Below are 23,748 nucleotides of genomic sequence, written 5' to 3' on the forward strand. Positions count from 1 at the left end.
TTTTTAAACACCATAAATTAAACAAAATTGAATTTAACACCACTTAAAAATTGAGATATTATGACCAGTGAAATAATAAATATCATTGACTCTTCAAATCTCCCAATTGGTAATTTAATAGTTATCATTGCCAAAAAGCAAAAACAATATCTTAATCAGTACTTAAATGATTTTGGTATTAATTCAACACAATTACACATATTGTATGAAATATCACATCAAGATAATAGCAATCAGGAAAAAATAGCTATTAGATGTAATATCAATAAAGGAGCAGTTGCAAGGTCAATTAAAAAATTAGAAGACGAGGAGTTAGTCATACGTGAAATTGATACAGATAATAGGCGTCAAAATAAACTTTCACTTACAAAAAAAGGACAGAAAACTTTAGATACATGTACTAATATCCTTAAAAACTTAGAAGACGAATTGATTGAGGGAATCTCAATTAATAAATCAGAATTACAAAACATTCTTAAAAAGATTACTATAAATATGATTAAATTAAATGAAATGGGGGTTAAAAATGAGTAAATCAAGTAATGTAAGCATGATTACTGGAGATCCAAAAAAAGCTATAATAAAATTAGCTATTCCAATGATGTTTTCAATGTTACTTATCATGTTATATAACATTGCAGATAGTATTTGGGTAGCTGGACTTGGTGCTGATGCACTTGCAGCAATAGGATTTATCACACCTTTATTTATGATTCTTGTTGGACTTGGAAACGGAATTGGTGCTGGTGCAAATTCATTAATTGCAAGAAATATTGGTGCTGAAAATTACGAACAGGCAAATAACGCAGCGTTACACGGAATTTTATTATCTATTGTTATATCTATTGTGTGTACAGTATTTGTTCTTATCTTTATGGTTCCAATTTTACAAATAATGGGTGCAGGATCAACTATTCAATATGCACTTGACTACAGTTATATTGTATTTGGATTTTTATTTGTATTCGTATATTCTAACGTAGCATCTGCAGTATTTAGATCAGAAGGAGATATGAGACGTGCAACAATTGCAATCGCAGTTACAGCTATTTTAAACATGATTTTAGATCCTATATTCATTTATACTTTAAATATGGGAATTGCAGGTGCAGGATGGGCAACAGCATTATCTGCAACAATGTCCTGTGTTATAATGAGTTATTGGATTTGGGGTAAAAAAGATTTATACCTTGATTTATCTCCAAAGAACTTTAAATTCGACAAACAAATCATTATTGACACATTACTTGTCGCAATTCCTTCAACATTGGAAAATATTGTAATGTCTGCACTTATGATTATTGTTAATGCTATGATTGTTATGGCAGCAGGAACTACCACAGTAGCTGTATATACTGCATCAATGAGAATTGTACAATTAGTAATGATTCCATTAATGGGTATTGGAACTGCAGTTTTAACCGTTTCTGGTGTAGCATACGGAGCACACAATCATGAGAATTTAAAAATCAGTCATTCATACTCTATTAGAATTGGATTTATCATATCAATTATCCTTGGAGTTATAATGATTATTTTCTCATCCCCAATTGCATCAATATTCTCATACACTGCAGAAAGTGCTAGTTTAGCTCCACAAATTGCATATACCGTATCTGTATTGAGCTTATTTGTTCTTGCAGTTCCTCACGGAATGATGTCTGCTATGGTATTCCAGGGAGTTGGAAAAGGAATTTATTCCTTAATTATTACACTTTTAAGATCACTTCTCTTAGAATGTGTATTTGCATATTTATTCTGCTTTGTCTTTGGATGGGGATTAAATGGTATTTACGCAGGTGTTATCTTTGGTTGTTTCATTGGAGGAACCATTGGATATATCTGGGCGAAAATATTCATTGATAGATTCAAAAAAGTTTCAATTAGAAAATATACACCAGAAGAAAACTAGTTTTATTATAAACTAGTTTTTTATACTATTTTTTATCAAATATTAATTATGGAATTTATTTTAAATAATAAAAAATATTCAATTTTAAACCACGAACTTTTTGTTAACTATTTAATTGTTGATAACTATTTTAGACATAATTATTCAAAATTCAGGTATGATATTAAATTTGATTTCGTAACACCTCTATTGGACAAAGAAAAAATCGAATTTGAAGATATACATGAAAATACCAAAGTTTTAGAAGAATTAATCGAAAAAGAAGAGATTAATTTTACACCTTTCGGCCTTGATTTAGAACAGAAAAATGAACAAACATTTAAAGTTACATATCAACAATTAATCTTTGATAACATCAATATTAGAGAAGTTATTCCCTTTTTAATAGCTTTTAGTTCTCTTTTAACATATAAACCAGTAGTTTCATTATTTCAGATTGAAGAAGAACTTGACAATTTTATTAAGAAATTTAGACAATACAATGAATAATATTTAATATTGTGAATAACATATTATTAAATAAATATATATTAAATAGGAGATATTTGAAAATGCATTGTCCAAAATGTAATTGTGAAAATAATGATTCAGCAAAATTCTGCAAAAAATGTGGAACCCCGCTGAAAAAAACAGTAACTAATATCAATACTGTTAATAATGAGAGTTCTAAAAGTGATACTACTAAATATATAATCATAGCATTAGTTATAATCGTAATTGCCCTTGCAGGAGCGTTTGCTTATATTGGATTTACAAGCCATAATAATGACCCAATTCAAAATAATGCAAATATTCTAAACCCTGGTCAGACAACATCACAATCAAGTTCAAGTTCATCATCTGGAAGTTCAAATTCAGCTCCAATGACAATCCTTGGTGGAAGTTTCTCAACAGGAAGTGGATTATCTGATAAGACCTATGCAAGTATTAATGTTGGTTCAGAACATGCAGGTAAAAGCGCAATTATACAAATTAAGTATTCCAGAGACGGATCAAGTTTGAATAATGGAAATATGGTGCCTGTAACTGTTGATTCTTCAGGATATATTGAAGTATCAAGTGCAGATGCATATAAATATTATCCAGATTATGCAGAAATTAATTTATTTGATACAAACAATAATCTCTTAGATACAAAAAGCGTTTCCCTATCACCAGACAGCAGTACTCAATCATTCTAGTTGAGTACACTTTTCTTTTTTTAAAAAAAATAAAAAATAGAAGTTAAAATTTAGAATAACTTCTTATACGCAAAAACAATTAAAATTAAAACTATCACAATAATAATTAAATAATAATAATTTTGACCATTTTCACTGTTTGAATTTGAATTAGTGCTTTTGGAGTTAACATTAGTGTTATTTGAGCTAACATTATCTGTGGAATTATCATCATTTGATAATGATAAAGCAGTTATTTTTGAAATAGATTTCATTAATGAATTGTTTGATGAATTTGAATCAGTTGATTCTTTTGTATTAGACGCATCATTACCTGATTCAGGAACATTTTTTGGTATATTTGAACCAGCTGCTCCTCCAAATGCATTTGCATAATATTTAGTATGCTTTGCATATGAAATATCAAGATTTTCATAATAAATCTCTAATTTATTATCAGGATCACTGAAATCATCATAATCAGAATCATCCCAATCATCATCCCAATCATCAGAATCATCATCAGAATCGTCCCAATCATCAGAATCATCTTCTAAATCGGAATCATCATCGAAATCATCTTCCAAATCAGACACATCATCATAATCATCATAATCAGAATCGTCTTCCAAATCAGACTCATCATCATAATCATCATAATCAGAATCGTCTTCCAAATCAGACTCATCTTCACAATCCTCAGAATCATCTAAATCATAATCTACATCAATAATTTCAGAATCATCAGATTGTATTGAGTTAAACTCATCAGATGCGCAACTAGCACCAATACAAGTCATAAGAAGTGTAAAAATAACAAATATAAATAGAATTCTTTTTATATTCATAATTTACATCCCCTATTATACTTTATAAAATATCATATATATTTGTATGTTTTATATAAAATCAATAATGTAATTAAATATAAATAAAATTATAAACAGATTTATATTAATGTCGTTTAATTTGATTTCTATTTCACTAATCGCAATAGCTCTAGCAATGGATGCTTTTAGTGTATCTATTACAAAAGGTTTTAGTCAAAAAAACCTAACTAAACCACAGATTTTATACTACGGTTTATTTTTTGGTGGTTTTCAGTTTTTAATGCCACTTTTAGGATATCTCTGTGGCAGCGCAATTTCATCAATTGTTGAGACATTAGCATCAATTATTGGTTTTACATTACTTTTAATAATTGGACTAAATATGATCCGTGAAAGTTTAGGATCTGATGAAGATGAAATTACTGATGAATTTTCATTTAAAGAAGTTACTTTACTTGCTATAGCTACAAGTATTGATGCTTTTGCAGTTGGAATTACCATTGCACTTTTAAAAGACCCAATCTTAATTTCATCAGTTATTATTGGTATTGTAGCATTCCTGTTTAGTGTAGTAGGTATATTTATTGGTAAGAAAATAGGCCATATTGTTGGAGATAAATTCCAAATTCTTGGTGGTGTTATCCTTATCTTAATTGGTATTAAAATTCTTTTAGGATTTTAATATTCTATTTTTTTAAAAATTGACAAAACTACTGAATTTAAATCATCACATATAGATGGAACAATCAATATAGGTTATTTTTGAAGATTAACATTTTAATCAGCAAAAATTTGATAAATAATTTTTAATAAAATTTAATAAATTTTATAAAATAATAGTCCATTTAACTATTATTTAACCGAGATAAATCATGTAAAATAATTAATTATAATTAATTGAAATATATAATCTTTAAATAATTAAATAACGAATTTACATTTAAATAATTAAAAAATAAGCCCATCTAATCGTTATTTTTATAGTAAATTTCGTTAGTGAAAAAGTATAGGTGTCGGAATTGTATTTCCGTATATTATACACAAATATATATTAAAAGTAATAATAGTAAAAATAGTCATAGTATAATTAATTGTTATAATTGTTATTTATGTATTAATATAATTATACCATTATATGTATTAATCATATTTATATAAAATATATACTAAATATATTATTCATCAATATGATTTATACAATTACTACACTAAATAGTGTTAGTACAAATCATATATTAAGAAAATGCTATAAATCAACACTTACATATATATCAAGTTATTGAAATATAACATTTTCTTTAAATTTCTATTTTTTAATAATTTTTATGAAATTTATTAAATTTCAAGTGTCATTTTCTAACAAATCTGACTAAATAAAACATAACAATAAATAAAATATTACTAATTCAGTAGCTGAAGTTAATATAAATTGATTATAATCATCAGAACTGTTGTCAATAAAGTCTATTGTGCCTATTTTTTTATATTTAGGAGATATAGGAATATCCTCAGCTTTGATATGTGTTTTATTTAAATAAACATCATCAGCATATCCTGCATAATCCATAGTAAATCTTGATCCTTTTTCATTAGATACATAAATATCAGTTGAATTAACAAATCGGCTTGATTTAAAGTCATAAGTGATTACATCACGTCTATCAAGACCAAATAAATCTGTTTGAGATAATTCAAGCATGAATTTAATTTTATCTGTTTTGTTATTAGGAGAAATTTCACCAACTCTTGAATATTGATAACTATTAGGCATTGAAATATAATGTCCTGGTTTTAAAGTACCTGTTTTAACCATATCTACAGTAGCAAAGCCATAATTACCATGTGGAGCTTTAACAAGAGCATGACCATATTTATATCTTTTTTTAATCTCCTGAATTTCTTTTAAAGCATCAACAGATATGGAATAATTATCATTTACCATTCCAGCAGTGATATTTTCACATATTTCATTATATTCACCATCATCAAGACCACCTAATCCAATCATCCAGCCATCATGAGTAATGATTAAATGAGTAAAGTAGCCTCCTTCATCCTTATGCTGTCTAATAGCTGATTTTCCATGCCAATTCATCTTTTCTATAGAAATATCAGCAGATAAATTAGCATCTCTTCTATATGCAAAGGTAGCATTACTGCCGTCTTCTTGAAGAATAATCGAACAGCAACCCCAGGAGGAGTTATTTGTATTATTAACCGGTTCATTTATTGTATTATCTTGATTATTAGCATAGGAAAATCCTAAAATAGCTATAAAGATTACAATAATTGACAAAATTAAAAATTTATTCTTAGAGTTCATAAATATCAAAAATTTGTTTAATACACTAATTTATGAACAACATAATATTTAAAAGTATAATAAAAAAAGAGTTGTAAAGTCAATTAACTGTTAAATCTTTTAGAATTGACTTTAAGTTTTTGTTTCATTTGTTCACGGTCAATGTGAATATATTTGTCTGTTGTTTGTGAATTAGAGTGTCCTGCAATTGATTGAACCTCCGCAACAGTTAATATTTCCGCATAATGTGAAAGTGCAGTGTGTCTTAGAATGTGAACACTGACATTTTTGCCGTAATTTACCGGACAATCAATCCCTTCACTTTCAATTCTCTCATCACATTCACGTGCATGTTTTTTAATGATATCCTGAACTCCACGTTTACCAATTCTGTTTCCCTTGATATTTGTAAATAGCTCTTCACGATTTACTTCTTCAGCAGCTTTATTTCTTTGAATAACAGGACGATAAACATTATTAGTGTTTTTTCTAAGTTTTGTAATACGATTCATCATCATATCATTTAAACTAACAAGTGTATCATAAGTTATAAAGGTTGTACGGTCCTTTAATTCACCTTTTGTTGTTTCTGCTCTTAGATAAACATCAATAAACTCATTTGTATCCTCAGGAAGGACATAAAATCCTTTTTCATCAATAGGAACTTGAATATCATCTTTGTTTAACAACACCAGTTCCTTAAGCCTCATTCCAGAGTCTATAAATGTCCTGCAAATTGCATAATCTCGAACGTTACCACTTTGTTTGATTGTATCTAAAAAGAAATTGGATTGTTGCCAAGTTAGAGATATTTTTTCAATTCTTTTTTTAGCAGTTTCAGGATCTTCTGCTTTAACTTCAATAATATCCTTCATTTTAATAGGATCATGGTGGATTTCTTCTTGAACATCTTCAGAATTTATAAATTCCAATATATTCATCATATATGTTTTTACAGTTGTCCTTTTGTTTCCACGTTGTTTTAAACAGTGTCTACGATATTTTCTTAGCTGTTTTTTAACATTATCCTCATTTAATTCTTCAACTCCATTGAATTCAAGAAATTCAATGAATTTAGATATATTGAAGGTTTGTTTTTTGATTGTTTCTTCTGTTAAGTTTTTTACCTCTTGCTTTTCTTCTAAGTATTCATCTAGGTAGTCTGTTAGCTCATCAACTTCAATCATAAGCCATTTTTCCTCCTAAATTTTTATACCTAAACCCTGATATACTATTTATTTTTTGAGTATATAAAGACTTCGTATCTTTTCTTTTTTAACGTATATTATTACATAAAATATACGTTCTCTTTATATATAAAAATCAACAAATTTGGAAGTTTTCAGATAAGTGTTGAAAGTGAAGTAATTCCCCTACATCAATCTGTTAAAAAACAGCAATTTCTCCAGATTTTAGATTTGTAATAGAAATCTTAAAAAAAGTAATAAAAAAATTTTACTTTGAAATGATAAATTTTAACTCATGTATGTGATAGTAAGTCTTGATGTAAAATTCAAAACAAATTTGGAAAAAATTGAAAGAATCATCGAATACTATGGTCTTCGAAAAATTCAAAACATATTATATGTAGGGGAGCTGGACAACAATGAAAGAAATTCACTGAAAGAAAGTATTGATAATGTCATAAAAGAATATGATAGTGTTTTGATACTTCCAGTATGTCAAAACTGCTATTTGAAAAAGGAAAGCTGTGGTCGAGAGATTAAATTTGATAATGAACTATTTAGGGTGTACTGATGAAACTAATAATCGATGGATACAATAAATCAATACATAAAAAGGATAACCGGCTTGCCATACATGAAAACTCTGAAATTATAGATTCAATTAAGGCAAGTGAAGTTAATGACATAACAATTGTTGGAAAAGGATACGTGACTTTTGATGCATTGAATTTAATAGCACAAAATAACATTAAACTGATAGCAATCAATCCAAGAGGACAATTAACCTACACATTGGAATCACCTGACTGGAGGAATGTAACATTAAGAAAACAACAATATCAACTGAGTGAAAATAAATTAGGTCTTGAAATTTCAAAAGAACTAATCAAATGTAAAATGAAAAATCAAAAAGCAACATTAACAACATTAAACAAAAACAAACAGCTAAAAAGAGTATTTAATTACAGATCAAAAATTGATGAAATAATAAAACAGATTGATGAATTAAGTTTAAATGGAGATAATGAAAAACAGAGAATAAAAATCATGGGATTAGAAGGAAAAGCCTCAAATGAATATTGGATGGGTGTAAAATACTTCATTCCAAAAGAAATTGAATTTAGAAATAGGACTAAACAGCCGACAGATTTATTGAATTCAATGCTGAATTATGGATATGCTATTCTTGCAAGTGAAATTACAAAAAGCATTTTAGTTAATGGTTTAGATCCATACTGTGGTTTCCTACACTTTGATATGGATAGAAGAACCAGCTTAACATTTGATCTAATTGAACCATTCAGGCAGCAAATAGTAGATAAGGCCGTTATAAGTTTAATCAATAGAAAACAAATCACTAATGATGATTTAGATAAAAGAAACAATACAATAAAACTAGAAGCTAGAAAACTAATCGTAAGTAAAATTCTTGGAAAAATATTCTCAACAATAACATATAACGATGAAACTGTCAGTTATGAAGATTTAATTAGAAAACAAAGCAAGAATTTAGTTGATACATTATTGAATGGTACTGAATTTAATGGATTTTATTTAAGATGGTGAGGAAATATAGATATTTTTTAGTTAAAAAATTAATGTCCTCAAAATTTATGAAAAAACTTCGATAAAATTAGTTAAAATCATATAATTTTGAGGAAACCTACCCAATAAAAAGAGTGTAAAAAGGATGTCCTCAGAAAGTTTTTAAAAGAAGAAAAAATAGATATTAAACTAAGTAAAATAAAGAAAAATAGGCAGTGTATTTACTGAATGTTTTCTAAAGTAATATCCAGAACTCACTTGAAAATTAATTTAACACTATTCATTTAATTTAAACCTTAATATATCATCCCAATGCCTTCTTAATACAATTTCACATTCTAGTTTGTCTAAATCATATGCAATAGACCATTGAGTATTACTTGCAATATCTTCAGGGTTTGGGTCTTGTGCTGATGCTTTTAATGCTTTCCATACATCAGTTATTCCATTTCCACCATTATTTATTACATCCATTATGGAGTCATACCTTTCTTTTCCTTTTCCATATATTCCATTTACTCTATTTGGTTTTACTTTATCAATATACATTCCATAGAAATTTGTTGCAGCTTTAAATTTAGTAACAACCATTGGTCTTTCTTCTTTTTCAGGATCAAATTCCACTACTCTACCATCCCCAGTCTTATCTGTTATATAGAAATGATAATCCCTCCCACTCGTAGATAAAATATCATATTGTTTGATTAATTTTATCGCTTCTTCTGTTGTTTTAGCTTTATCTAAAATTAATCTAATTAATACAGTCGTTAATAAAATAGGTTTCCCAGTTTTTTGAATTGTTGGTTTGCTTGTTTGTGTCAATACAGCTATTCCAAGCCCCTTTTCATTAATCCCATCTAAACAGATATATGGTGAAATTAAACATAATGCTTTTGTTCCCATGCTTATTTCGGGATCATTATTATAAATATGATTTAATGCTGCAAATCCTATTGATTTATATCCATTTTTAGGATTACATCTTACAAGTAGTGCTGATGAATCAAAAGAGAAATCATAGTTCCTTCCAAATAAAAATTTTTCATTATTTGGCATTGTAAATGCTGAACATCCATAATTAGGAATTTCCAATTCTAATTCTACTCCCGGAAGAGCATCTGCGAAGGTTAATTCCATCATTTGTTGATCACTTATCTCTCCTTCGACAATTGGAGTTACCTTATCGATATTATAATCATATTTTATTTCAATAGAATAAAGATTATAATCATTATATTCAGTAAGTTTTTTAATGGTTTTAATTGATTCCATTCTATCTTCTGATAATTCTAACATTCTTTCATCCTATTAATATTTTTTTCTATATTTATAAAAAAGTTCAATGAATACTGACAAATTTTAAATATTTCACCATTCCATATTTAAAGTTTATGGAAAATTACCCCTCACCCTAGTTTAAAACGAATATTACCCTAACAAACATTACATTTCAAACAAGATTAACCACAACTAATTACTCCACTTTCTGGACAAATCTTTATCATTGAACACTGTTTTTTCTTGGCATTCAGTTACTTCACTTATATTTTCCTTGAAAAATTTCAAGCAATAATCTTTTTTCGGACTGAAGTTGTCACAGTTCAAGTGAATGTTTTCTTTGCAGTTATCGCAATTTATGTCATTACCTGTTTTGTTTTTACGTTTTGAATAATTCATAAGAAAACATTCGTTTTAAACATATAAAGATACTGAAAATAGTTAGTTTTCAGTAAAATAAAAAAAGTAATTAGGATTAAAAAATCCTAATTAAAAAGTGTTTAATTGTTTTCTAATGCTCAATATATATTTAATCTTAATAATAAACAATTACACCAATTCTTTCCAGTACAATACCCAATTAACTAATCATTAGTAACTATCTAATTTTTTTCCAGTACAATACCCAAATTAAGCTAATCTACCATTAGTAAATTATTTAGTTTTTTCTTCTAGGTATAAATACACAAGAGAGTAATGTAATGATTAAGACAAGTACAGGAATACCAGTAACAGGACTATTTTCAACAAAAATAGCAGCATTATTGTTATTTAAGCCATTTTCATTATAACTATCACCAATATTACTGTTATTGTTTGCCTTATTATTATCTGCTTTATTGTTGTTATTAGTATTATTGGTACTATTGGTATTGTTTGTTCTATTGGTGTCATTTGATATGACTTGGACTTCTGTACTATTAATTGTAATATTGTCAATTTCATGGGTATTAACAACTATTGCATTAGTAAAATTACCTTCTTTTACTGCTTTAAAGTATAATGTAATGTTGGCGGTTTGATTAGGTTCTAAAGTATTAAGATAATAAAATGCATTATTTTTATCGTTCACAGTCCAGTTATCACCACTAAATTTAATATATCTTAAATTTTCTGGAATATTCTCATTAAAGTAGACTTTAGTAAGATTATAATCACCGATATTTTTAACCACAACAATATATGAAAGTTCATCACCTAATTTAACAGCAGTAAGGTTTGGGGTTTTATTTATAAAAATTTTTGCTTCAAATATAGGTAGCTCTAAAGTCTGATAATCAATAGTAGCATATAATGTGTTATTTGTAGTGCTTTTAGAATATAATGTATTTAATTTATTATTTACCAAAGCCCCGGTTTCAGGATCATACACACCGGTTTTTGCAGTGAAACTTACATTACGTATTGGTAAATATTGGTTAAAACCATTAATATTTTTACCATCAGTATATTGGGTTAAACCGGCAGTCAAATTATATGTATTACCAACAAACATAACTGTTTCATTACTTACAAAGGTCATTAAAACCCAATTATGATTAACAATACCATTTTCACTATTATTGGTATATCTGTCAATTGGATTTTTATTAGAACCCCACCAGTTATAGGTCAAATTAACACTATTTTCCCAATAACCATTGCTAACAACATCATGGTTATTATTATCAGGATTATCTATAATAACACAGTTACTAATATTACCACCACATATACTTATAGCACCTGCTTCAGGAGCGGTGTTGTTAATGAATATATTGCCTTCTATGATATCAATACCATAGTTATATTCTCCTTGTTTATTACAAGAGATTGCACCAGCTTCTGAACGTGCAGAGTTATTAACAAATGTGGAATTATATATTCTACCAAGATCCTCATCACAGATATATATTGCTCCAGCTTCTTCTGCGGTGTTATTATAAAATGTAGAATTAATTACAGTAAAATAATGATAACCATATGGTCTGTGGGAAATAGCACCACCTTGTTTAGATGCAGTACAATTAATGAATCTTGAAGATCTGACTGTAACATTAATATTAATACCATCATTAAGTATTGCACCACCATCATATGTTAATGCAGTACAATTAATAAAGGTACAGTTATTAACATTAGATGCAGTACCATCATCATACCATATTGCACCACCTCCAGAAGCGCTAGTGTTAATAAAACTGCAGTTATTAAAGTCTAGGATATTAGTTTCAGAATTTATGTATAATGCTCCACCATCATCACCACTACTTGTATTAATAAAGCTGCAATTATTAAATATTATACTTCCATCTTCAGAACCACTATATGAGTATATTGAACCACCATCAGATTCGGAATGTGAATTAATAAATTTAGAATTTGATATTGTAGTATTGTAAACATCGCTTTCTAAATAGATATCTGATCCTTCATTAGCATAATTATTATTAAACAAACAATTATTAATAATTAGGTTCTCACTTGCATCGTCGATTGTCCCATAGGAACAGTTATTATTAGTAAAGTTTGAATCAACTATTGTTGTATTGATATTATCATCAGTACAGATAGCAGATCCTGAAAACACTACGTGAGTATAATTACTGATTAAATGATTATCATTAAAGAGACAATTTGAGATATTAAGATTAGAATCTTTAGAAAAAATTCCACCACCATTAACTACAGCGTTTTCATTATATTTATTATCAGCACTGAAGTTAACATTAGAATTAGTGAAATTAGAATTATTAATGTTTGCTGTAGAATCTAAAAGATGAATAGTTCCTCCATTAACAGAGAAGGATTTAGTATAGTTAACTAAATTTATATTAACTGCATTGTTGTTAAAACTGCAGTCATCAATATTTAATTTAGCATTGTTGGCAAATATCGCTGTTCCAGATTCATTGTTCATACCATTTATTAATTTTAAATCATTTAATTCTAAAATTGAATCACTTACATTAAATATTCTGGCAAGACTTGATCCATCTAATGTATGTCCATTACCATTAATAACTAAAGTTTTACCATTAATTGTGATGCCATTAGGTAGATTGTCATTTTCAGAATATTTATAATCCTTATCTAAATCTATTGTTCCATTTGTATTGGAATCAATTAAATTTTGTAAGTCTCTGAAACTACCACCATTGCCATTATTATCTAATATAATTTGGGGGCCATCTTCAGAATTGAGTTTAGTATTATAATCACTTGCAATATTTGAAGTATTGTTTAAGTCCAAATTAGAACTTTGAAGATTATCTCCATATGAATCAGTACCATTGATTAAACTACTGTCTGTAGCAGATACACTAACCAAACAAAGAGAGAATAATAGAATAATACTTACTATGAGGATTAATTTCTTTTTTAACACGTTTTCACCTCCTCCTTGTAAATTATATAGATAATTAAAACAATATTATATTTTTACAATTGAAATGAGTTTAAATTGTCGAATAAAAGTATAATTTTATTAAATAATATTGAATAAAAATCTATTATTAAGCATAAAAACTTAATGAGTATAATATGTATAATTTAATATTTAAGACTTTTTACTAATTAAGTTCTGAATATTACTTAAGATAATATTCAGAACAAAAACCATCATCAACCATAATATAATAGAAACTTATTTCTTAATTTATAATTTTTAAAACTCATGGATTAATAGAAATAATTTCATATATAAATCTAAGTAAAAAATTGTATATAAATGTTATGATTAGGAAATAAAGCACAAATCTATTGTATTGGTCAAAAATAGCACAATACTATTAAAAATAAATAGAATAAGACAAAAACACAATAAAATCAATATAAAAATCTAAAATTAACCTCAATTAAAATCTAAGAAATACATAGTTTTAAAACTTAAATAAATATATAAAACAGGTATCATATCAAAATAAGATAAAACTAAGATTTAATTTATGAAAATAAAAATATCTAATTGTATAATATAAATATTTGGACATTCTTAAATATTTGTTTTATCATAACTCTGATTTAATCGAATATACAAAATTTGTATAAAATCGTATAAAAATCAATAAAAAAATTAGAAAATATTCTTAAAAAAATAAGTACACATAAATATACAATTAAACAATTAACAACAATAAATTAGAATTGTTTTAAAATAAATAAAATGGATTTTATTAATAATTAGTAGAATAGATTATAAATTAAATATGAATTGAATAATATATATTCAAACTGAAAATAAAAATTAAACAAAATCAAAAAAATAAAAATTAAACAAAATCAAAAAAATAATTATAATAATATAATAATATAATATATTAAAAAATAATCAACATAAAACCAAACTGTTTAATATAAATCTCATTTTTACAATAATATTGAATATTATTATATTAACTATAATATTTAGTAAAAAAAATAAACAAAAATGTTAAAAATCATACAATAAGGCTTATTATTTTAATGAAAGAAGGAGAAAGATATATGGAAAAGAAAAACAATGACGACATAGATTCAAGTAATTTTCTAGAATATATTGAAGATGAAGAATTAAATAAAGATATTCATGAATTGAATCTTGCAAGAAAAAAACTCAGAAAACGTTTACATGAATTAAGAATGGAAAATAATCCAGAATACCAGAATTTATATGGGGATTTCGACAAAAGAAGAAAACTAATAGATTATGGCATTGACGAATATTCTGGAAAAGCAAATCCAGAAAATCCAGAGCAAAGAGAACACCACCACAATAAAAAACCCAAACAAGAAACTATAAACCAAGAAATGAAAATATCCAGTTCAGAAAACCCAAATCAAGAATCTAAGATACCAAATACAGAAAACCTAAACGAACACAAAATATCCGAAAACTTAAACCAGAACAGCAGAAATATTCCAGAAAATAGGTGGATAGAATTCTTCAATAGAAATAACACATTAAGAGACAGATTTAGAGATGCATTTAGCCAGAACGTTAATATAGATCCTGGAAGATTACTTGCACTTACTGATGGAATCTTCGGAATGGTTATGACTCTTCTTGCTTTTGGTATTGAACTACCTGCTACCCAAATGAAAACATCACAAGACATTTTTAATTTTATAGTTTCAACATTACCTACGGTAGGTACTGTTCTTGTTAGTTTTATTCTAGTAAGTACCTTTTGGGTATATCATCATGAAGTAATTAAATTAAAGAATATGGACACTATCTATCTATGGTTGAATATTCTATATCTTGCGTCACTATCATTTATTCCATTTACTACATCATTGATGGGTTCATATGGCCAATATTTCCTTATCGAATGTGTGTTTATAATTAACATATTTATTATTACATTATTATTTACTGCATGTGTACATTATGCAAATAATAAGAATTTCCTTGAAAATACAATGGACAAAAGTCAAAGAAAATATTATCAACATACTTTTGCTATAATAAGTTTATTAACATTTGTTGTGGTCTTAGGTGACTATTTTATTAATTCAGCATTTACCTATCTATTAATAATAACGCCATTTATTTTCATAATTACACAATTAAAGCATGACAGTAATAGTTAAATTATTTTAAGAATCCCCCTTAAAATAGTTTAAAACGAATATTATCTTAAGAATTACTCAAAACTCATATAAATAAAGAGAAAATAAGTGTTACAAATATAATGCAACACTTTCAAAATTTATACTGATGCAGAAACTTGTGCAACACCATATTCTGCAGTAGTACTGGATTCTTTAACTACTTTTCCATCTTTTAAGATTTGAATAGTTAATTCATTACTACTACCATCTTTTTTCTGTGCGTTAGCAGAAATAAGGCTTGCATCATCAGGCATATCAATAGTTTCATCACCAGAGCCACTAATACTGTTAATTGAACTAACATCTCCAGCAGCACCGGACCATTCCCCATCGTAAATAATTTTTACTTGTTTGCCGGTTATTTGTTCTACATTATTATTACCATCATTGATAGGGCTTGTGTTTTTGTCTGGTGACCCTCCACCAGTAATCATTCCTATTATGATAAGCCCAATACAACAAACTGCTAAAATGGAAATTACTTTTTTTGGAGTACTCCATTCTTTCCAATCATCTAAAAAACTCATTTTTAAAGGCCTCCATTTACTTTTAAATATATGAAGTATTTTAAAGCTTTGATTAGTATTCCTAAACCTAATCCTCCGAGTAGTCCAGTGGTGAATCTTAATGTATTGTTACTTTCTCTGTATTCTAATAGTTGAGTTAATCCATCTATGGCGGCGGGGATTAATAGTAATATTGCAAGTATTAATACAGTTAGATTATAATCTACAAAGAAAAAATAAGTGTATGTGAAATACAATATTAAAGAGATATAGAACCCTGTACATCTTGCACATACTGGGAATTGATGCCCTTTTAAGAAAAAGCTTCTTTCAGGTTTTCTATGGCAGATTAAGTTAAGTTTATTCATATGTTATTCACAACTTTTTAATACTTCTATTTTGTATTTATTTGGATTGTGAGGTAATATAATTTGTGTTTTGTTTTTGTACATTTTAATATTTTTAAGTGTTTTTTGTAAAATTGATATATGATGCAATTATTTTTGAATGAATGTTTTCTAAAAATTATTAAAAACCACAATAAGATTTAAACTAACACAAAACACTAGATAATTTACCTTTAGAAATAAAAAGTGATTATTATGGAAGAATTTATTTGGCTTTTTCCAATTATTTTCATTTTTCATGATATGGAAGAAATAATTGGACTTGGACCCTGGATGGCTAAAAACAACATAAAACTCTATAAAAACTTCTCAACTGAAGGATTTGCTTTAGCAGTTTTTGAAGAGCTTATTGTTTGTATTATTTTATGTATTTTGGCTTTTAATTCAATGTTTTTTAAAAGTTTGTGGCTTGGTGCATTTATTGGCTGTGCATTTCACTTTATAGTTCACTTTGGCCAGGCAATTGTCTTAAAAAAATATATTCCAGCACTTATTACAAGTATTATTTGCCTTCCTATAAGTATTTACATAATCTGGCAATGCTTCGCACAAATTACAATTACTACACAATTAGTTATTAGTATGGTAATTGGAGTATTAATTGTTGTTATTAATTTGATTCTTGCTCAAAGACTAATCGGATGGTTTACTATAAATGTAATGGAGAAGATAAAATGTTAAGATTAAGACCATACAATGATAATGATGCAGATACAATTTTGTCCTGGCCAAGGATGAAAGAGCATTTTATGAATGGAACGCAGGTAATTTAGGTGATTATCCAATTTCCAAAGAAGAATTTAGTGTGGTAAATGATAATATAGCCTTTACAGCTATATATGATGAGAAAATAGTTGGTTTTTTAATTATGAAAAGATTTGAAGAATCATTTGATATTTTGCGCTTTTGTTATGTTATTGTGGATGATACAAAACGTGGAAATGGATATGGAAAACAGATGATGATACTAGCGCTAAAGTATGCAAAAGAGATTTTTGGTGCTAAAAAAGTTAGTCTTGGTGTGTTTGAATGTAATGTGGCTGCATATAACTGCTATAAATCAGTTGGATTTAAACAAAATAAGCCAAATACCCAATATTTACTTATGGGTGAAAAATGGGAATGTCCAGAGCTTGAAATTGAGCTTTAGTTTAATTAAATTTTTTTAATATAATCTTCAAACAAAATCAAACTTCCATTATTTTCAATATGACATGATTCATTCATTTGCCTGATATTTCCAACAATATCCAATAATAGCTGTTTATCTGAAAAATAGTCTTCTAGATCTTTTTTAAGTTTTTCAAATTGTTCTTCATCAGTTAAATTCTCCCTATTTAGAATATGGGAAATTTTAGACTCAATTCTCAATATCTTCCCTTTATTAGCGGAATTTTCATAAACTGCTTTTAATAAATAAAGATTTCTTACTTCTTTTTTTAGTTCTGTTAGGGTTGTTGATTCTAATAAGTCCAATTCAAGACCTGATTTAACTACCAATAGTTTAACCAAGTTCTCAACAGAAATATTTTCTCCATCTTTTGAAAATTGTCTTGCTTTTTTATCTAAAAGAGCATACTGATCCGTATTAAGTCCTATTTCAATAGCTATTTTTTGTTTGGAATCTTTATTTTCAGCCATAATATAAAGTCCTTTTTAATTTATCATGAAAAATGATAATTAATATATAAGGGTTTTTGTTATTTAAATATTTAGTCATCTGTTTTTTTATAAACAAGTTTCCACTTTTTTATTTGTTTTTCAAAAAAGAAATGCTGTGAGCAGGATTCCAATATAAATCCTTCATCGTTTAACATTTGAGTTAATTCATCAACTGATATGTCAAGTTCAAAAACGTTATTTTCCCATAACAATTCATCATTTTCATAGTATTTTACATTATAGCAGACCAATTCATTTTCGCGGTGAAGCTGATAAACAAGTCTTCTTGTTTCATCTAAAGATTTATTGCGCTTTTCAAAGGAAATTAAATTGAAATTATTTAAATCTAAAATAAATAAGCCATTAGGTCTTAGTAATTTATTTACATTTTTAATTGTTTTTTTAATATCATCAATATTTGTAATATGCTGAAGTGCATCATCACTACATGTAATAAAATCATATGTTTCATCATCACTATATTTTGAAACATCACATGTAACAAATTCAATATCAGGATATTTGCTTTGTGCTACCTTTATCATTTCATTAGAGATATCTACACCTTTTGTTTTGATTCCATTGTCTTTAAAAAATCCGCATAATGTTCCAGTTCCACAGCAGATATCCAAATTTTTCTTAAAGCTTTCATCAGGATGGATTAAATCCAAATATTTTAACATTCCCTTACCAAATGATAGTGAATAATCATCTACACCACATTCATCATAAACTTTGGCAAAATCATCATACAAATCATGCATTTAAATCACCATCATTATTTTACATATGGTCATATAAATACTTTGTGAATTTTTTAGACATTCCTAAATTTAATAGAAATCATAAGAAACCAAGGTTATTTAGCCAGTAACAAACTATTAATACTATTTTTAACAAAGATATTTAGTGCTTTTTTTAGTAATTAAAACATTTTAAAGGAAAATTTATATGGTTGATAAAAATTCTGATAAACATGAGAAAAAATCTGTTCTCACATTAGGTTATAGAGAGATAAATATTGATCCTGGTAGAATGATGGCACTTTGTGACGGAATTTTCGGTATGGTAATGACTTTATTGATTTTCGGTATTGAATTACCTGAACTCCAGTTCCAAACCGCTGTTAACTTTGAAACATTCATGATTAACATTATTCCAACAATTGGAAGATATGCAACCTGTTTTATTTTAGTTGGAGCATTCTGAGTATACCACCACGAATTCATTAAAGTAAAACACTTAACAGTACCATTTGTATGGTTGAACTTATTATATTTATTATGTATTTCATTCATCCCATTTACAACAATGATTATGGGAAGATATGCTAGATTCCTTGATGCTGATTTAATGTTTGGATTAAATATCATCTTGTAGTTCTTCTTGCAATAATATTTACTTATGCAGACAGAACTAAAATTATTGAAGAAGATCTAATTAAAAACAAAAAGAACATTTATGCAACATTAATCATCATATCCGTACTTACATTTATTGTAACTGGATTAAACTATTCCATTCCTGGACACTACATTTACTTATACTTAATTATCCCAATTATTTCATCAGTAAGGGATATTATGTATAGGAAAAAATGGATGATGAAATCAGTGCATAATCATAGTTTTGGATTAATTTCCAAACTATACTTTTTTTCTTTTTTTAAACTTATTAATTAATTGCTTTTTTAAAAAATACTACTATTTCTTTTGAATATTTAAATTTTGATACTTAATATAAAAATTAAAAATATGAAAAACATAAAATAAAACACATGAAAAACATAAAATAAAACAGATGAAAAATATGAAAAAGTGATTATAATGAAAAAATATTTGCCAAGATATACTGATAGAGAACTAAAAGACTCTCTAGATTATATGGGTGCAGTACTAATAACTGGACCTAAGTGGTGTGGTAAAACTACAACAGCAAAACAACAATGTAAAAGCCTAAAAGAATTACAACACCCTATACATGGAAAATCTTACTTAATGCTTGCTGATACTAATCCCATAGAATTATTGAAAGGTGAAAAACCAATGCTAATTGATGAATGGCAAATGGCACCAGAATTATGGGATACTGTAAGATATTTAGTTGATGAGTCAGATGAAGACGGATTATATGTTTTAACTGGTTCAACAATAGTGGATGAAAGTAAAATCATGCATTCAGGAGCTGGCAGAATAAAAAGAATAGTAATGCGACCTATGAGTTTATACGAAAGTGGTGAATCAACAGGAAAAATATCCTTAATGGAATTATTTGATAATAATGATTTAAACATTGACGGCATTACATCAAATTTAACAATATCTGATTTGATATTTGCTGCTTGCAGAGGTGGTTGGCCAGAATCCCTAAATAAAAAGACTAAACATCATCAACTTTCAATAGTATCAGATTATATGGATATAATTTGTAATAGTGACACTTCCAATGTAGATGGTGTTAAACGTAACCCTCGAACAGTAAAAGCAATACTAAAATCCTATGCTAGAAATATTTCAACATTAGCAACTAAAAAAACACTAATGAAAGATATAAGAACTGAATATGGGGATATTACTGCACCAACATATAACTCCTATATTGATGCTCTTGAAAGATTATACGTTATTCAAAATATTCCTGCATGGTCACCAAACATTAGATCAGCAAATACTATTAGAAAATCATACAAAAAGGAGTTTATTGATCCATCAATAGCTGTTGCCAGTCTTAATTTAACTCCTGAAAAATTGCTAAAAGACTTTGAAACATTTAGTTTTATTTTTGAAAATCTTTGTATACGTGATCTTTTAGTATATTCCAGTTGTGTTAATGGAGAAGTATTATATTATCATGATGATAGTGGTCTTGAGGCAGATTGTGTTATATATCTAGATGATGGGAGATATGCATTAATAGAATTCAAATTAGGCAGCAAAGAAATTGATAAAGGAGCAGAAAATTTACTTAAACTAAAAGAATTAATTAAAAAGAGTGTTAAAAATAAAAAAATTGATTTGGAAGAACCTAGTTTCTTAGCAGTGATTACTGGAGGAAATATAGCTTACACTAGAGCCGATGGAGTAAAAGTCATACCAATTGGTGTTTTGAGATAAATAAGTACGTAAAATACTTATTTTAAATCTCTTGTATAAGAATACATTGCCATATCCTGCACTTTTCCATTTTTAATAGCATTATTTTTCATAATCCCTTCTAATTGAAATCCTGCCTTTTCAAGTACTTTTCTAGAACCAATATTATTGGAAAAAGGCTCTGCATAAATCCTAATGATATCTGTTTGATTAAAGATTTTATCACAAATCATTTTTACAGCCTGTGTCATAATTCCTTTTGACCAGTATGCTTCATCCAGGTAATATCCAAGCTCTGCAGTGCATGAATGAATATTTTCCTGTCTAAAAGCACCAATACTTCCAACAGCCACCCCATCTACATCAATAGCATATGCAAATGTAGAATCCGGATCAGATTCAAGTATGAAATTAATATATTCAAGTGCATCTTCTTTTGTATATGGATATGGTAATCCATCTCTTAAGTTGTCTAAAATCTTTTTATTTGACAATAGTTTTGATAAATTATCGCCATCTTCTTTTTCCCATTTTCTTAATGACACATTCATTCTTTTTCCACCATAAAGTTATTATTTAAGTAAACTTACAATAAATAAAATCAACAATATTGCAAAAAATGCAATTTGAGGTTTTTGATTTTTACCACGGTTAAGTATTAATAACGCTGCTAAAAAAATCAACAATATTAAGTTAATTATTCTAATAATTGTTATAATCATTTTATTACCTCACAGATTACTAAATATATTTTAATTTTAAGATAAAATAAATCTTGCGGGTTTTCAAAAATGAATAGTAAAAATAAAATATGTGTAATTTAATAACTATTTATTAGCAAGTTATATATTTGCCAAATTAGTATGGGGGAAAATTATTTATGAAGTTAAATAAATTATTAGTGCTAATTTTAGGCTTATTTGTAATTGCAATAGCTATTAATGGGGTTAATGCTGCTCAAATAGATAATGCAACACAGGCTCTTGAATCTGTTGATTCACAAATCCTAACTTCTGATGCAACACATAGCTTTTCAGTAACAGGAAGCAGTGTTTATGTTCAGGATTATAATCCTAAATATAAATTGTCTCAGACAGCTAAAAATCAGATAAAAAATGCTAAAAAAGCACCTAAGAAAGTTTATAAAATAACTATTGACGATTATGAATATAAAAGCTTAATAAATGCTAAAAAGACAAATAAGGATGTTGGATATATAATTGATACTGACTACAAGTGTAAAGTTCTAAAACCTGTTTTTAAAACCAAAACTATTACAAAAACAATTGTAAACAAGAAATATACCAATCCTCAAAAGTATTACAATGCATATTGCAAATATTTCAACAAATACAGTTCCAGCAAATATAAAATGAAAGTTAAACCTCATTTTTATAAAGGAACTAGAAATATTAAATATGTAACAATTAAAGTTACTAAAAAAGTTAAACAGACCACTATAACAAAATTTAAAACTGGTTATACTAGTATAGAAGCAGATATCTTTTATAAAACTACAAATGGTGAATTCAGTAAAGGCAGTCATTTACTGGTTTATGGTAAGGTTTCGGGTTTATATTTTAGTAATTTTGTTGGTACAAAACACAATTTTATTTAAAAATAAGTTAAATGTAAAAAATCAATATTTTTTTTGATTTTCTACATTTCTTTAAGAATTAACAACTTTAATGAGGTTTAAATCATTACCTTTTACAATAATTTTATGAGCCCCGTTATCTAAAACAACACCGTATTTTAAGTCATCTGCGTCAATATCACCATCATCATCTTTTAAATCATCTTTATCAAAGTCTGGATTTTTAAAGACAGTGAGATTTCCGGAAGAGTCAGTTTCTTTCCAATCAGAAGGCATTAATTGTTTAGGATCACCATCTACACCTGAAACATCATCAACAGATATTTGATTTACTGAATCTACATATCCTTGGTATGTTATATTTGTAGAAAATTCAATAATAATATTAAAAAATTCCATACTATAATTTATTTAATAAATATACTTAAATCTCACTAATAAAAATTAAAAAAAGGCTTTGTAGAATAGCAATCTAAAAATGGAGTTTATTTTTTGTTATTAGAGTATCTCATCCTAATAACATTAAAAGCAATTACAAGTATTAATAAAATTACTCTCCAGTACCATGCAACAGGAGCAAAAAGCAAACAGTAAAGAAGAACCAATCCAACAATAGCATGAGTTAATAAATTCTTCCAGTCAGCCAAATATGTTTTTAAAGCATCAAAAATCTTCATTTTTACACCATTTATACAT

26 protein-coding genes are annotated in these 23,748 nt (G+C 27.1%); 13 read left to right on the forward strand and 13 right to left on the reverse strand.

The window, feature by feature from the left end; genetic code table 11:
- Positions 1 to 60 precede the first annotated feature (60 nt).
- From PUD86_07530 to PUD86_07545, 4 genes are all read left to right on the forward strand, one after another.
- Entirely contained in the window at positions 61 to 534 is a 474-nt protein-coding gene (locus PUD86_07530) for a MarR family transcriptional regulator (GenBank protein ID MDD6777130.1), read from the forward strand.
- On the forward strand, positions 527 to 1,912 hold the full coding sequence (locus PUD86_07535; GenBank protein ID MDD6777131.1) for an MATE family efflux transporter: 1,386 nt from the start codon (positions 527 to 529) through the stop codon (positions 1,910 to 1,912). Before PUD86_07530 ends, PUD86_07535 begins: the two co-directional genes overlap by 8 nt.
- Before the next feature lie 48 nt (positions 1,913 to 1,960).
- Positions 1,961 to 2,401, forward strand: a complete 441-nt coding sequence (locus PUD86_07540) for a hypothetical protein (GenBank protein ID MDD6777132.1) — start codon at positions 1,961 to 1,963, stop codon at positions 2,399 to 2,401.
- Between the two features lie 62 nt (positions 2,402 to 2,463).
- Positions 2,464 to 3,093: a zinc ribbon domain-containing protein gene (locus tag PUD86_07545; GenBank protein ID MDD6777133.1), complete on the forward strand. Its 630-nt coding sequence runs from the start codon at positions 2,464 to 2,466 to the stop codon at positions 3,091 to 3,093.
- A gap of 50 nt (positions 3,094 to 3,143) precedes the next feature.
- On the opposite strand, the gene PUD86_07550 is transcribed toward PUD86_07545, so the two are convergent.
- The gene (locus PUD86_07550; protein ID MDD6777134.1) at positions 3,144 to 3,920 is read right to left on the reverse strand and encodes an ABC transporter permease; all 777 of its coding nucleotides are present in this window, start codon (positions 3,918 to 3,920) and stop codon (positions 3,144 to 3,146) included.
- Positions 3,921 to 4,041: 121 nt separating this feature from the next.
- Here PUD86_07550 and PUD86_07555 point away from each other — a divergent pair, with 121 nt between their 5' ends.
- Positions 4,042 to 4,584 (forward strand): manganese efflux pump MntP family protein, encoded by a 543-nt coding sequence (locus tag PUD86_07555; GenBank protein ID MDD6777135.1) that lies wholly within the window; start codon positions 4,042 to 4,044, stop codon positions 4,582 to 4,584.
- 687 nt (positions 4,585 to 5,271) lie between these two features.
- Here PUD86_07555 and PUD86_07560 read toward each other — a convergent pair.
- Positions 5,272 to 6,225: a hypothetical protein gene (locus tag PUD86_07560; protein ID MDD6777136.1), complete on the reverse strand. Its 954-nt coding sequence runs from the start codon at positions 6,223 to 6,225 to the stop codon at positions 5,272 to 5,274.
- 83 nt (positions 6,226 to 6,308) lie between these two features.
- Positions 6,309 to 7,391 carry a tyrosine-type recombinase/integrase gene (locus PUD86_07565; GenBank protein ID MDD6777137.1) on the reverse strand — a complete coding sequence of 361 codons (1,083 nt, stop codon included), beginning with the start codon at positions 7,389 to 7,391 and terminating at the stop codon, positions 6,309 to 6,311.
- A 295-nt stretch (positions 7,392 to 7,686) separates the two neighbouring features.
- Here PUD86_07565 and cas2 point away from each other — a divergent pair, with 295 nt between their 5' ends.
- Together cas2 and cas1 are read left to right on the forward strand one after the other, a co-directional pair.
- The gene (gene cas2 / locus PUD86_07570) at positions 7,687 to 7,962 is read left to right on the forward strand and encodes a CRISPR-associated endonuclease Cas2 (GenBank protein ID MDD6777138.1); all 276 of its coding nucleotides are present in this window, start codon (positions 7,687 to 7,689) and stop codon (positions 7,960 to 7,962) included.
- Complete coding sequence (gene cas1 / locus PUD86_07575; GenBank protein ID MDD6777139.1) at positions 7,962 to 8,957, forward strand: CRISPR-associated endonuclease Cas1; 996 nt, start codon at positions 7,962 to 7,964, stop codon at positions 8,955 to 8,957. Before cas2 ends, cas1 begins: the two co-directional genes overlap by 1 nt.
- A 255-nt stretch (positions 8,958 to 9,212) precedes the next feature.
- On the opposite strand, the gene PUD86_07580 is transcribed toward cas1, so the two are convergent.
- Positions 9,213 to 10,232, reverse strand: a complete 1,020-nt coding sequence (locus tag PUD86_07580; protein ID MDD6777140.1) for a linear amide C-N hydrolase — start codon at positions 10,230 to 10,232, stop codon at positions 9,213 to 9,215.
- 640 nt (positions 10,233 to 10,872) lie between these two features.
- Positions 10,873 to 13,581, reverse strand: coding sequence for a hypothetical protein (locus tag PUD86_07585; protein MDD6777141.1), 2,709 nt, complete (start codon positions 13,579 to 13,581; stop codon positions 10,873 to 10,875).
- 1,076 nt (positions 13,582 to 14,657) lie between these two features.
- On the opposite strand from PUD86_07585, the gene PUD86_07590 reads away from it, so the two are divergent.
- A complete protein-coding gene (locus PUD86_07590; protein ID MDD6777142.1) occupies positions 14,658 to 15,767 on the forward strand; it encodes a TMEM175 family protein in 1,110 nt (369 codons plus the stop codon).
- A gap of 119 nt (positions 15,768 to 15,886) precedes the next feature.
- On the opposite strand, the gene PUD86_07595 is transcribed toward PUD86_07590, so the two are convergent.
- The gene (locus PUD86_07595; GenBank protein ID MDD6777143.1) at positions 15,887 to 16,315 is read right to left on the reverse strand and encodes a hypothetical protein; all 429 of its coding nucleotides are present in this window, start codon (positions 16,313 to 16,315) and stop codon (positions 15,887 to 15,889) included.
- 2 nt (positions 16,316 to 16,317) lie between these two features.
- Entirely contained in the window at positions 16,318 to 16,662 is a 345-nt protein-coding gene (locus PUD86_07600) for a DUF2085 domain-containing protein (protein MDD6777144.1), read from the reverse strand.
- A 234-nt stretch (positions 16,663 to 16,896) separates the two neighbouring features.
- On the opposite strand from PUD86_07600, the gene PUD86_07605 reads away from it, so the two are divergent.
- Positions 16,897 to 17,382 carry an HXXEE domain-containing protein gene (locus tag PUD86_07605; protein MDD6777145.1) on the forward strand — a complete coding sequence of 162 codons (486 nt, stop codon included), beginning with the start codon at positions 16,897 to 16,899 and terminating at the stop codon, positions 17,380 to 17,382.
- 103 nt (positions 17,383 to 17,485) lie between these two features.
- Positions 17,486 to 17,851, forward strand: a complete 366-nt coding sequence (locus PUD86_07610; protein MDD6777146.1) for a GNAT family N-acetyltransferase — start codon at positions 17,486 to 17,488, stop codon at positions 17,849 to 17,851.
- 5 nt (positions 17,852 to 17,856) lie between these two features.
- On the opposite strand, the gene PUD86_07615 is transcribed toward PUD86_07610, so the two are convergent.
- Positions 17,857 to 18,342 carry a hypothetical protein gene (locus PUD86_07615; GenBank protein MDD6777147.1) on the reverse strand — a complete coding sequence of 162 codons (486 nt, stop codon included), beginning with the start codon at positions 18,340 to 18,342 and terminating at the stop codon, positions 17,857 to 17,859.
- A 71-nt stretch (positions 18,343 to 18,413) separates the two neighbouring features.
- Positions 18,414 to 19,127, reverse strand: a complete 714-nt coding sequence (locus PUD86_07620; GenBank protein ID MDD6777148.1) for a methyltransferase domain-containing protein — start codon at positions 19,125 to 19,127, stop codon at positions 18,414 to 18,416.
- A gap of 187 nt (positions 19,128 to 19,314) precedes the next feature.
- Between PUD86_07620 and PUD86_07625 the strand changes: the two genes are divergently transcribed.
- The gene (locus PUD86_07625) at positions 19,315 to 19,572 is read left to right on the forward strand and encodes a TMEM175 family protein (protein MDD6777149.1); all 258 of its coding nucleotides are present in this window, start codon (positions 19,315 to 19,317) and stop codon (positions 19,570 to 19,572) included.
- 617 nt (positions 19,573 to 20,189) lie between these two features.
- Positions 20,190 to 21,476 carry a DUF4143 domain-containing protein gene (locus tag PUD86_07630; protein ID MDD6777150.1) on the forward strand — a complete coding sequence of 429 codons (1,287 nt, stop codon included), beginning with the start codon at positions 20,190 to 20,192 and terminating at the stop codon, positions 21,474 to 21,476.
- 17 nt (positions 21,477 to 21,493) lie between these two features.
- Here PUD86_07630 and PUD86_07635 read toward each other — a convergent pair whose 3' ends face one another.
- Positions 21,494 to 22,006: a GNAT family protein gene (locus PUD86_07635; GenBank protein MDD6777151.1), complete on the reverse strand. Its 513-nt coding sequence runs from the start codon at positions 22,004 to 22,006 to the stop codon at positions 21,494 to 21,496.
- Positions 22,007 to 22,027: 21 nt separating this feature from the next.
- Positions 22,028 to 22,177: a hypothetical protein gene (locus tag PUD86_07640; GenBank protein ID MDD6777152.1), complete on the reverse strand. Its 150-nt coding sequence runs from the start codon at positions 22,175 to 22,177 to the stop codon at positions 22,028 to 22,030.
- Positions 22,178 to 22,335: 158 nt separating this feature from the next.
- Between PUD86_07640 and PUD86_07645 the strand changes: the two genes are divergently transcribed.
- Positions 22,336 to 23,073 (forward strand): hypothetical protein, encoded by a 738-nt coding sequence (locus PUD86_07645; protein MDD6777153.1) that lies wholly within the window; start codon positions 22,336 to 22,338, stop codon positions 23,071 to 23,073.
- Between the two features lie 51 nt (positions 23,074 to 23,124).
- Here the strand turns inward: PUD86_07645 and PUD86_07650 are convergent, their stop codons facing one another.
- Both PUD86_07650 and PUD86_07655 read right to left on the reverse strand, forming a co-directional pair.
- Positions 23,125 to 23,451: a hypothetical protein gene (locus tag PUD86_07650; GenBank protein ID MDD6777154.1), complete on the reverse strand. Its 327-nt coding sequence runs from the start codon at positions 23,449 to 23,451 to the stop codon at positions 23,125 to 23,127.
- 86 nt (positions 23,452 to 23,537) lie between these two features.
- A complete protein-coding gene (locus PUD86_07655; protein MDD6777155.1) occupies positions 23,538 to 23,729 on the reverse strand; it encodes a hypothetical protein in 192 nt (63 codons plus the stop codon).
- Between the last annotated feature and the right edge of the window lie 19 nt (positions 23,730 to 23,748).

Source organism: Methanobacteriaceae archaeon (genome assembly GCA_029219465.1).
In the GTDB taxonomy this organism is placed as follows: Archaea; Methanobacteriota; Methanobacteria; order Methanobacteriales; family Methanobacteriaceae; genus Methanocatella.

Coding starts and splice junctions, on each gene's coding strand:
- cas2 (MDD6777138.1), top strand. CDS start 7,687: ATGTATGTGATAGTAAGTCTTGATGTAAAATTCAAAACAAATTTGGAA.
- PUD86_07615 (MDD6777147.1), bottom strand. CDS start 18,342: ATGGCTGAAAATAAAGATTCCAAACAAAAAATAGCTATTGAAATAGGA.
- PUD86_07590 (MDD6777142.1), top strand. CDS start 14,658: ATGAAAGAAGGAGAAAGATATATGGAAAAGAAAAACAATGACGACATA.
- PUD86_07550 (MDD6777134.1), bottom strand. CDS start 3,920: ATGAATATAAAAAGAATTCTATTTATATTTGTTATTTTTACACTTCTT.
- PUD86_07600 (MDD6777144.1), bottom strand. CDS start 16,662: ATGAATAAACTTAACTTAATCTGCCATAGAAAACCTGAAAGAAGCTTT.
- PUD86_07540 (MDD6777132.1), top strand. CDS start 1,961: ATGGAATTTATTTTAAATAATAAAAAATATTCAATTTTAAACCACGAA.
- PUD86_07595 (MDD6777143.1), bottom strand. CDS start 16,315: ATGAGTTTTTTAGATGATTGGAAAGAATGGAGTACTCCAAAAAAAGTA.
- PUD86_07650 (MDD6777154.1), bottom strand. CDS start 23,451: ATGGAATTTTTTAATATTATTATTGAATTTTCTACAAATATAACATAC.
- PUD86_07565 (MDD6777137.1), bottom strand. CDS start 7,391: ATGATTGAAGTTGATGAGCTAACAGACTACCTAGATGAATACTTAGAA.
- PUD86_07640 (MDD6777152.1), bottom strand. CDS start 22,177: ATGATTATAACAATTATTAGAATAATTAACTTAATATTGTTGATTTTT.
- PUD86_07535 (MDD6777131.1), top strand. CDS start 527: ATGAGTAAATCAAGTAATGTAAGCATGATTACTGGAGATCCAAAAAAA.
- PUD86_07625 (MDD6777149.1), top strand. CDS start 19,315: ATGGTTGATAAAAATTCTGATAAACATGAGAAAAAATCTGTTCTCACA.
- PUD86_07645 (MDD6777153.1), top strand. CDS start 22,336: ATGAAGTTAAATAAATTATTAGTGCTAATTTTAGGCTTATTTGTAATT.
- PUD86_07655 (MDD6777155.1), bottom strand. CDS start 23,729: ATGAAGATTTTTGATGCTTTAAAAACATATTTGGCTGACTGGAAGAAT.
- PUD86_07605 (MDD6777145.1), top strand. CDS start 16,897: ATGGAAGAATTTATTTGGCTTTTTCCAATTATTTTCATTTTTCATGAT.
- PUD86_07545 (MDD6777133.1), top strand. CDS start 2,464: ATGCATTGTCCAAAATGTAATTGTGAAAATAATGATTCAGCAAAATTC.
- PUD86_07580 (MDD6777140.1), bottom strand. CDS start 10,232: ATGTTAGAATTATCAGAAGATAGAATGGAATCAATTAAAACCATTAAA.
- PUD86_07630 (MDD6777150.1), top strand. CDS start 20,190: ATGAAAAAATATTTGCCAAGATATACTGATAGAGAACTAAAAGACTCT.
- PUD86_07560 (MDD6777136.1), bottom strand. CDS start 6,225: ATGAACTCTAAGAATAAATTTTTAATTTTGTCAATTATTGTAATCTTT.
- cas1 (MDD6777139.1), top strand. CDS start 7,962: ATGAAACTAATAATCGATGGATACAATAAATCAATACATAAAAAGGAT.
- PUD86_07620 (MDD6777148.1), bottom strand. CDS start 19,127: ATGCATGATTTGTATGATGATTTTGCCAAAGTTTATGATGAATGTGGT.
- PUD86_07530 (MDD6777130.1), top strand. CDS start 61: ATGACCAGTGAAATAATAAATATCATTGACTCTTCAAATCTCCCAATT.
- PUD86_07635 (MDD6777151.1), bottom strand. CDS start 22,006: ATGAATGTGTCATTAAGAAAATGGGAAAAAGAAGATGGCGATAATTTA.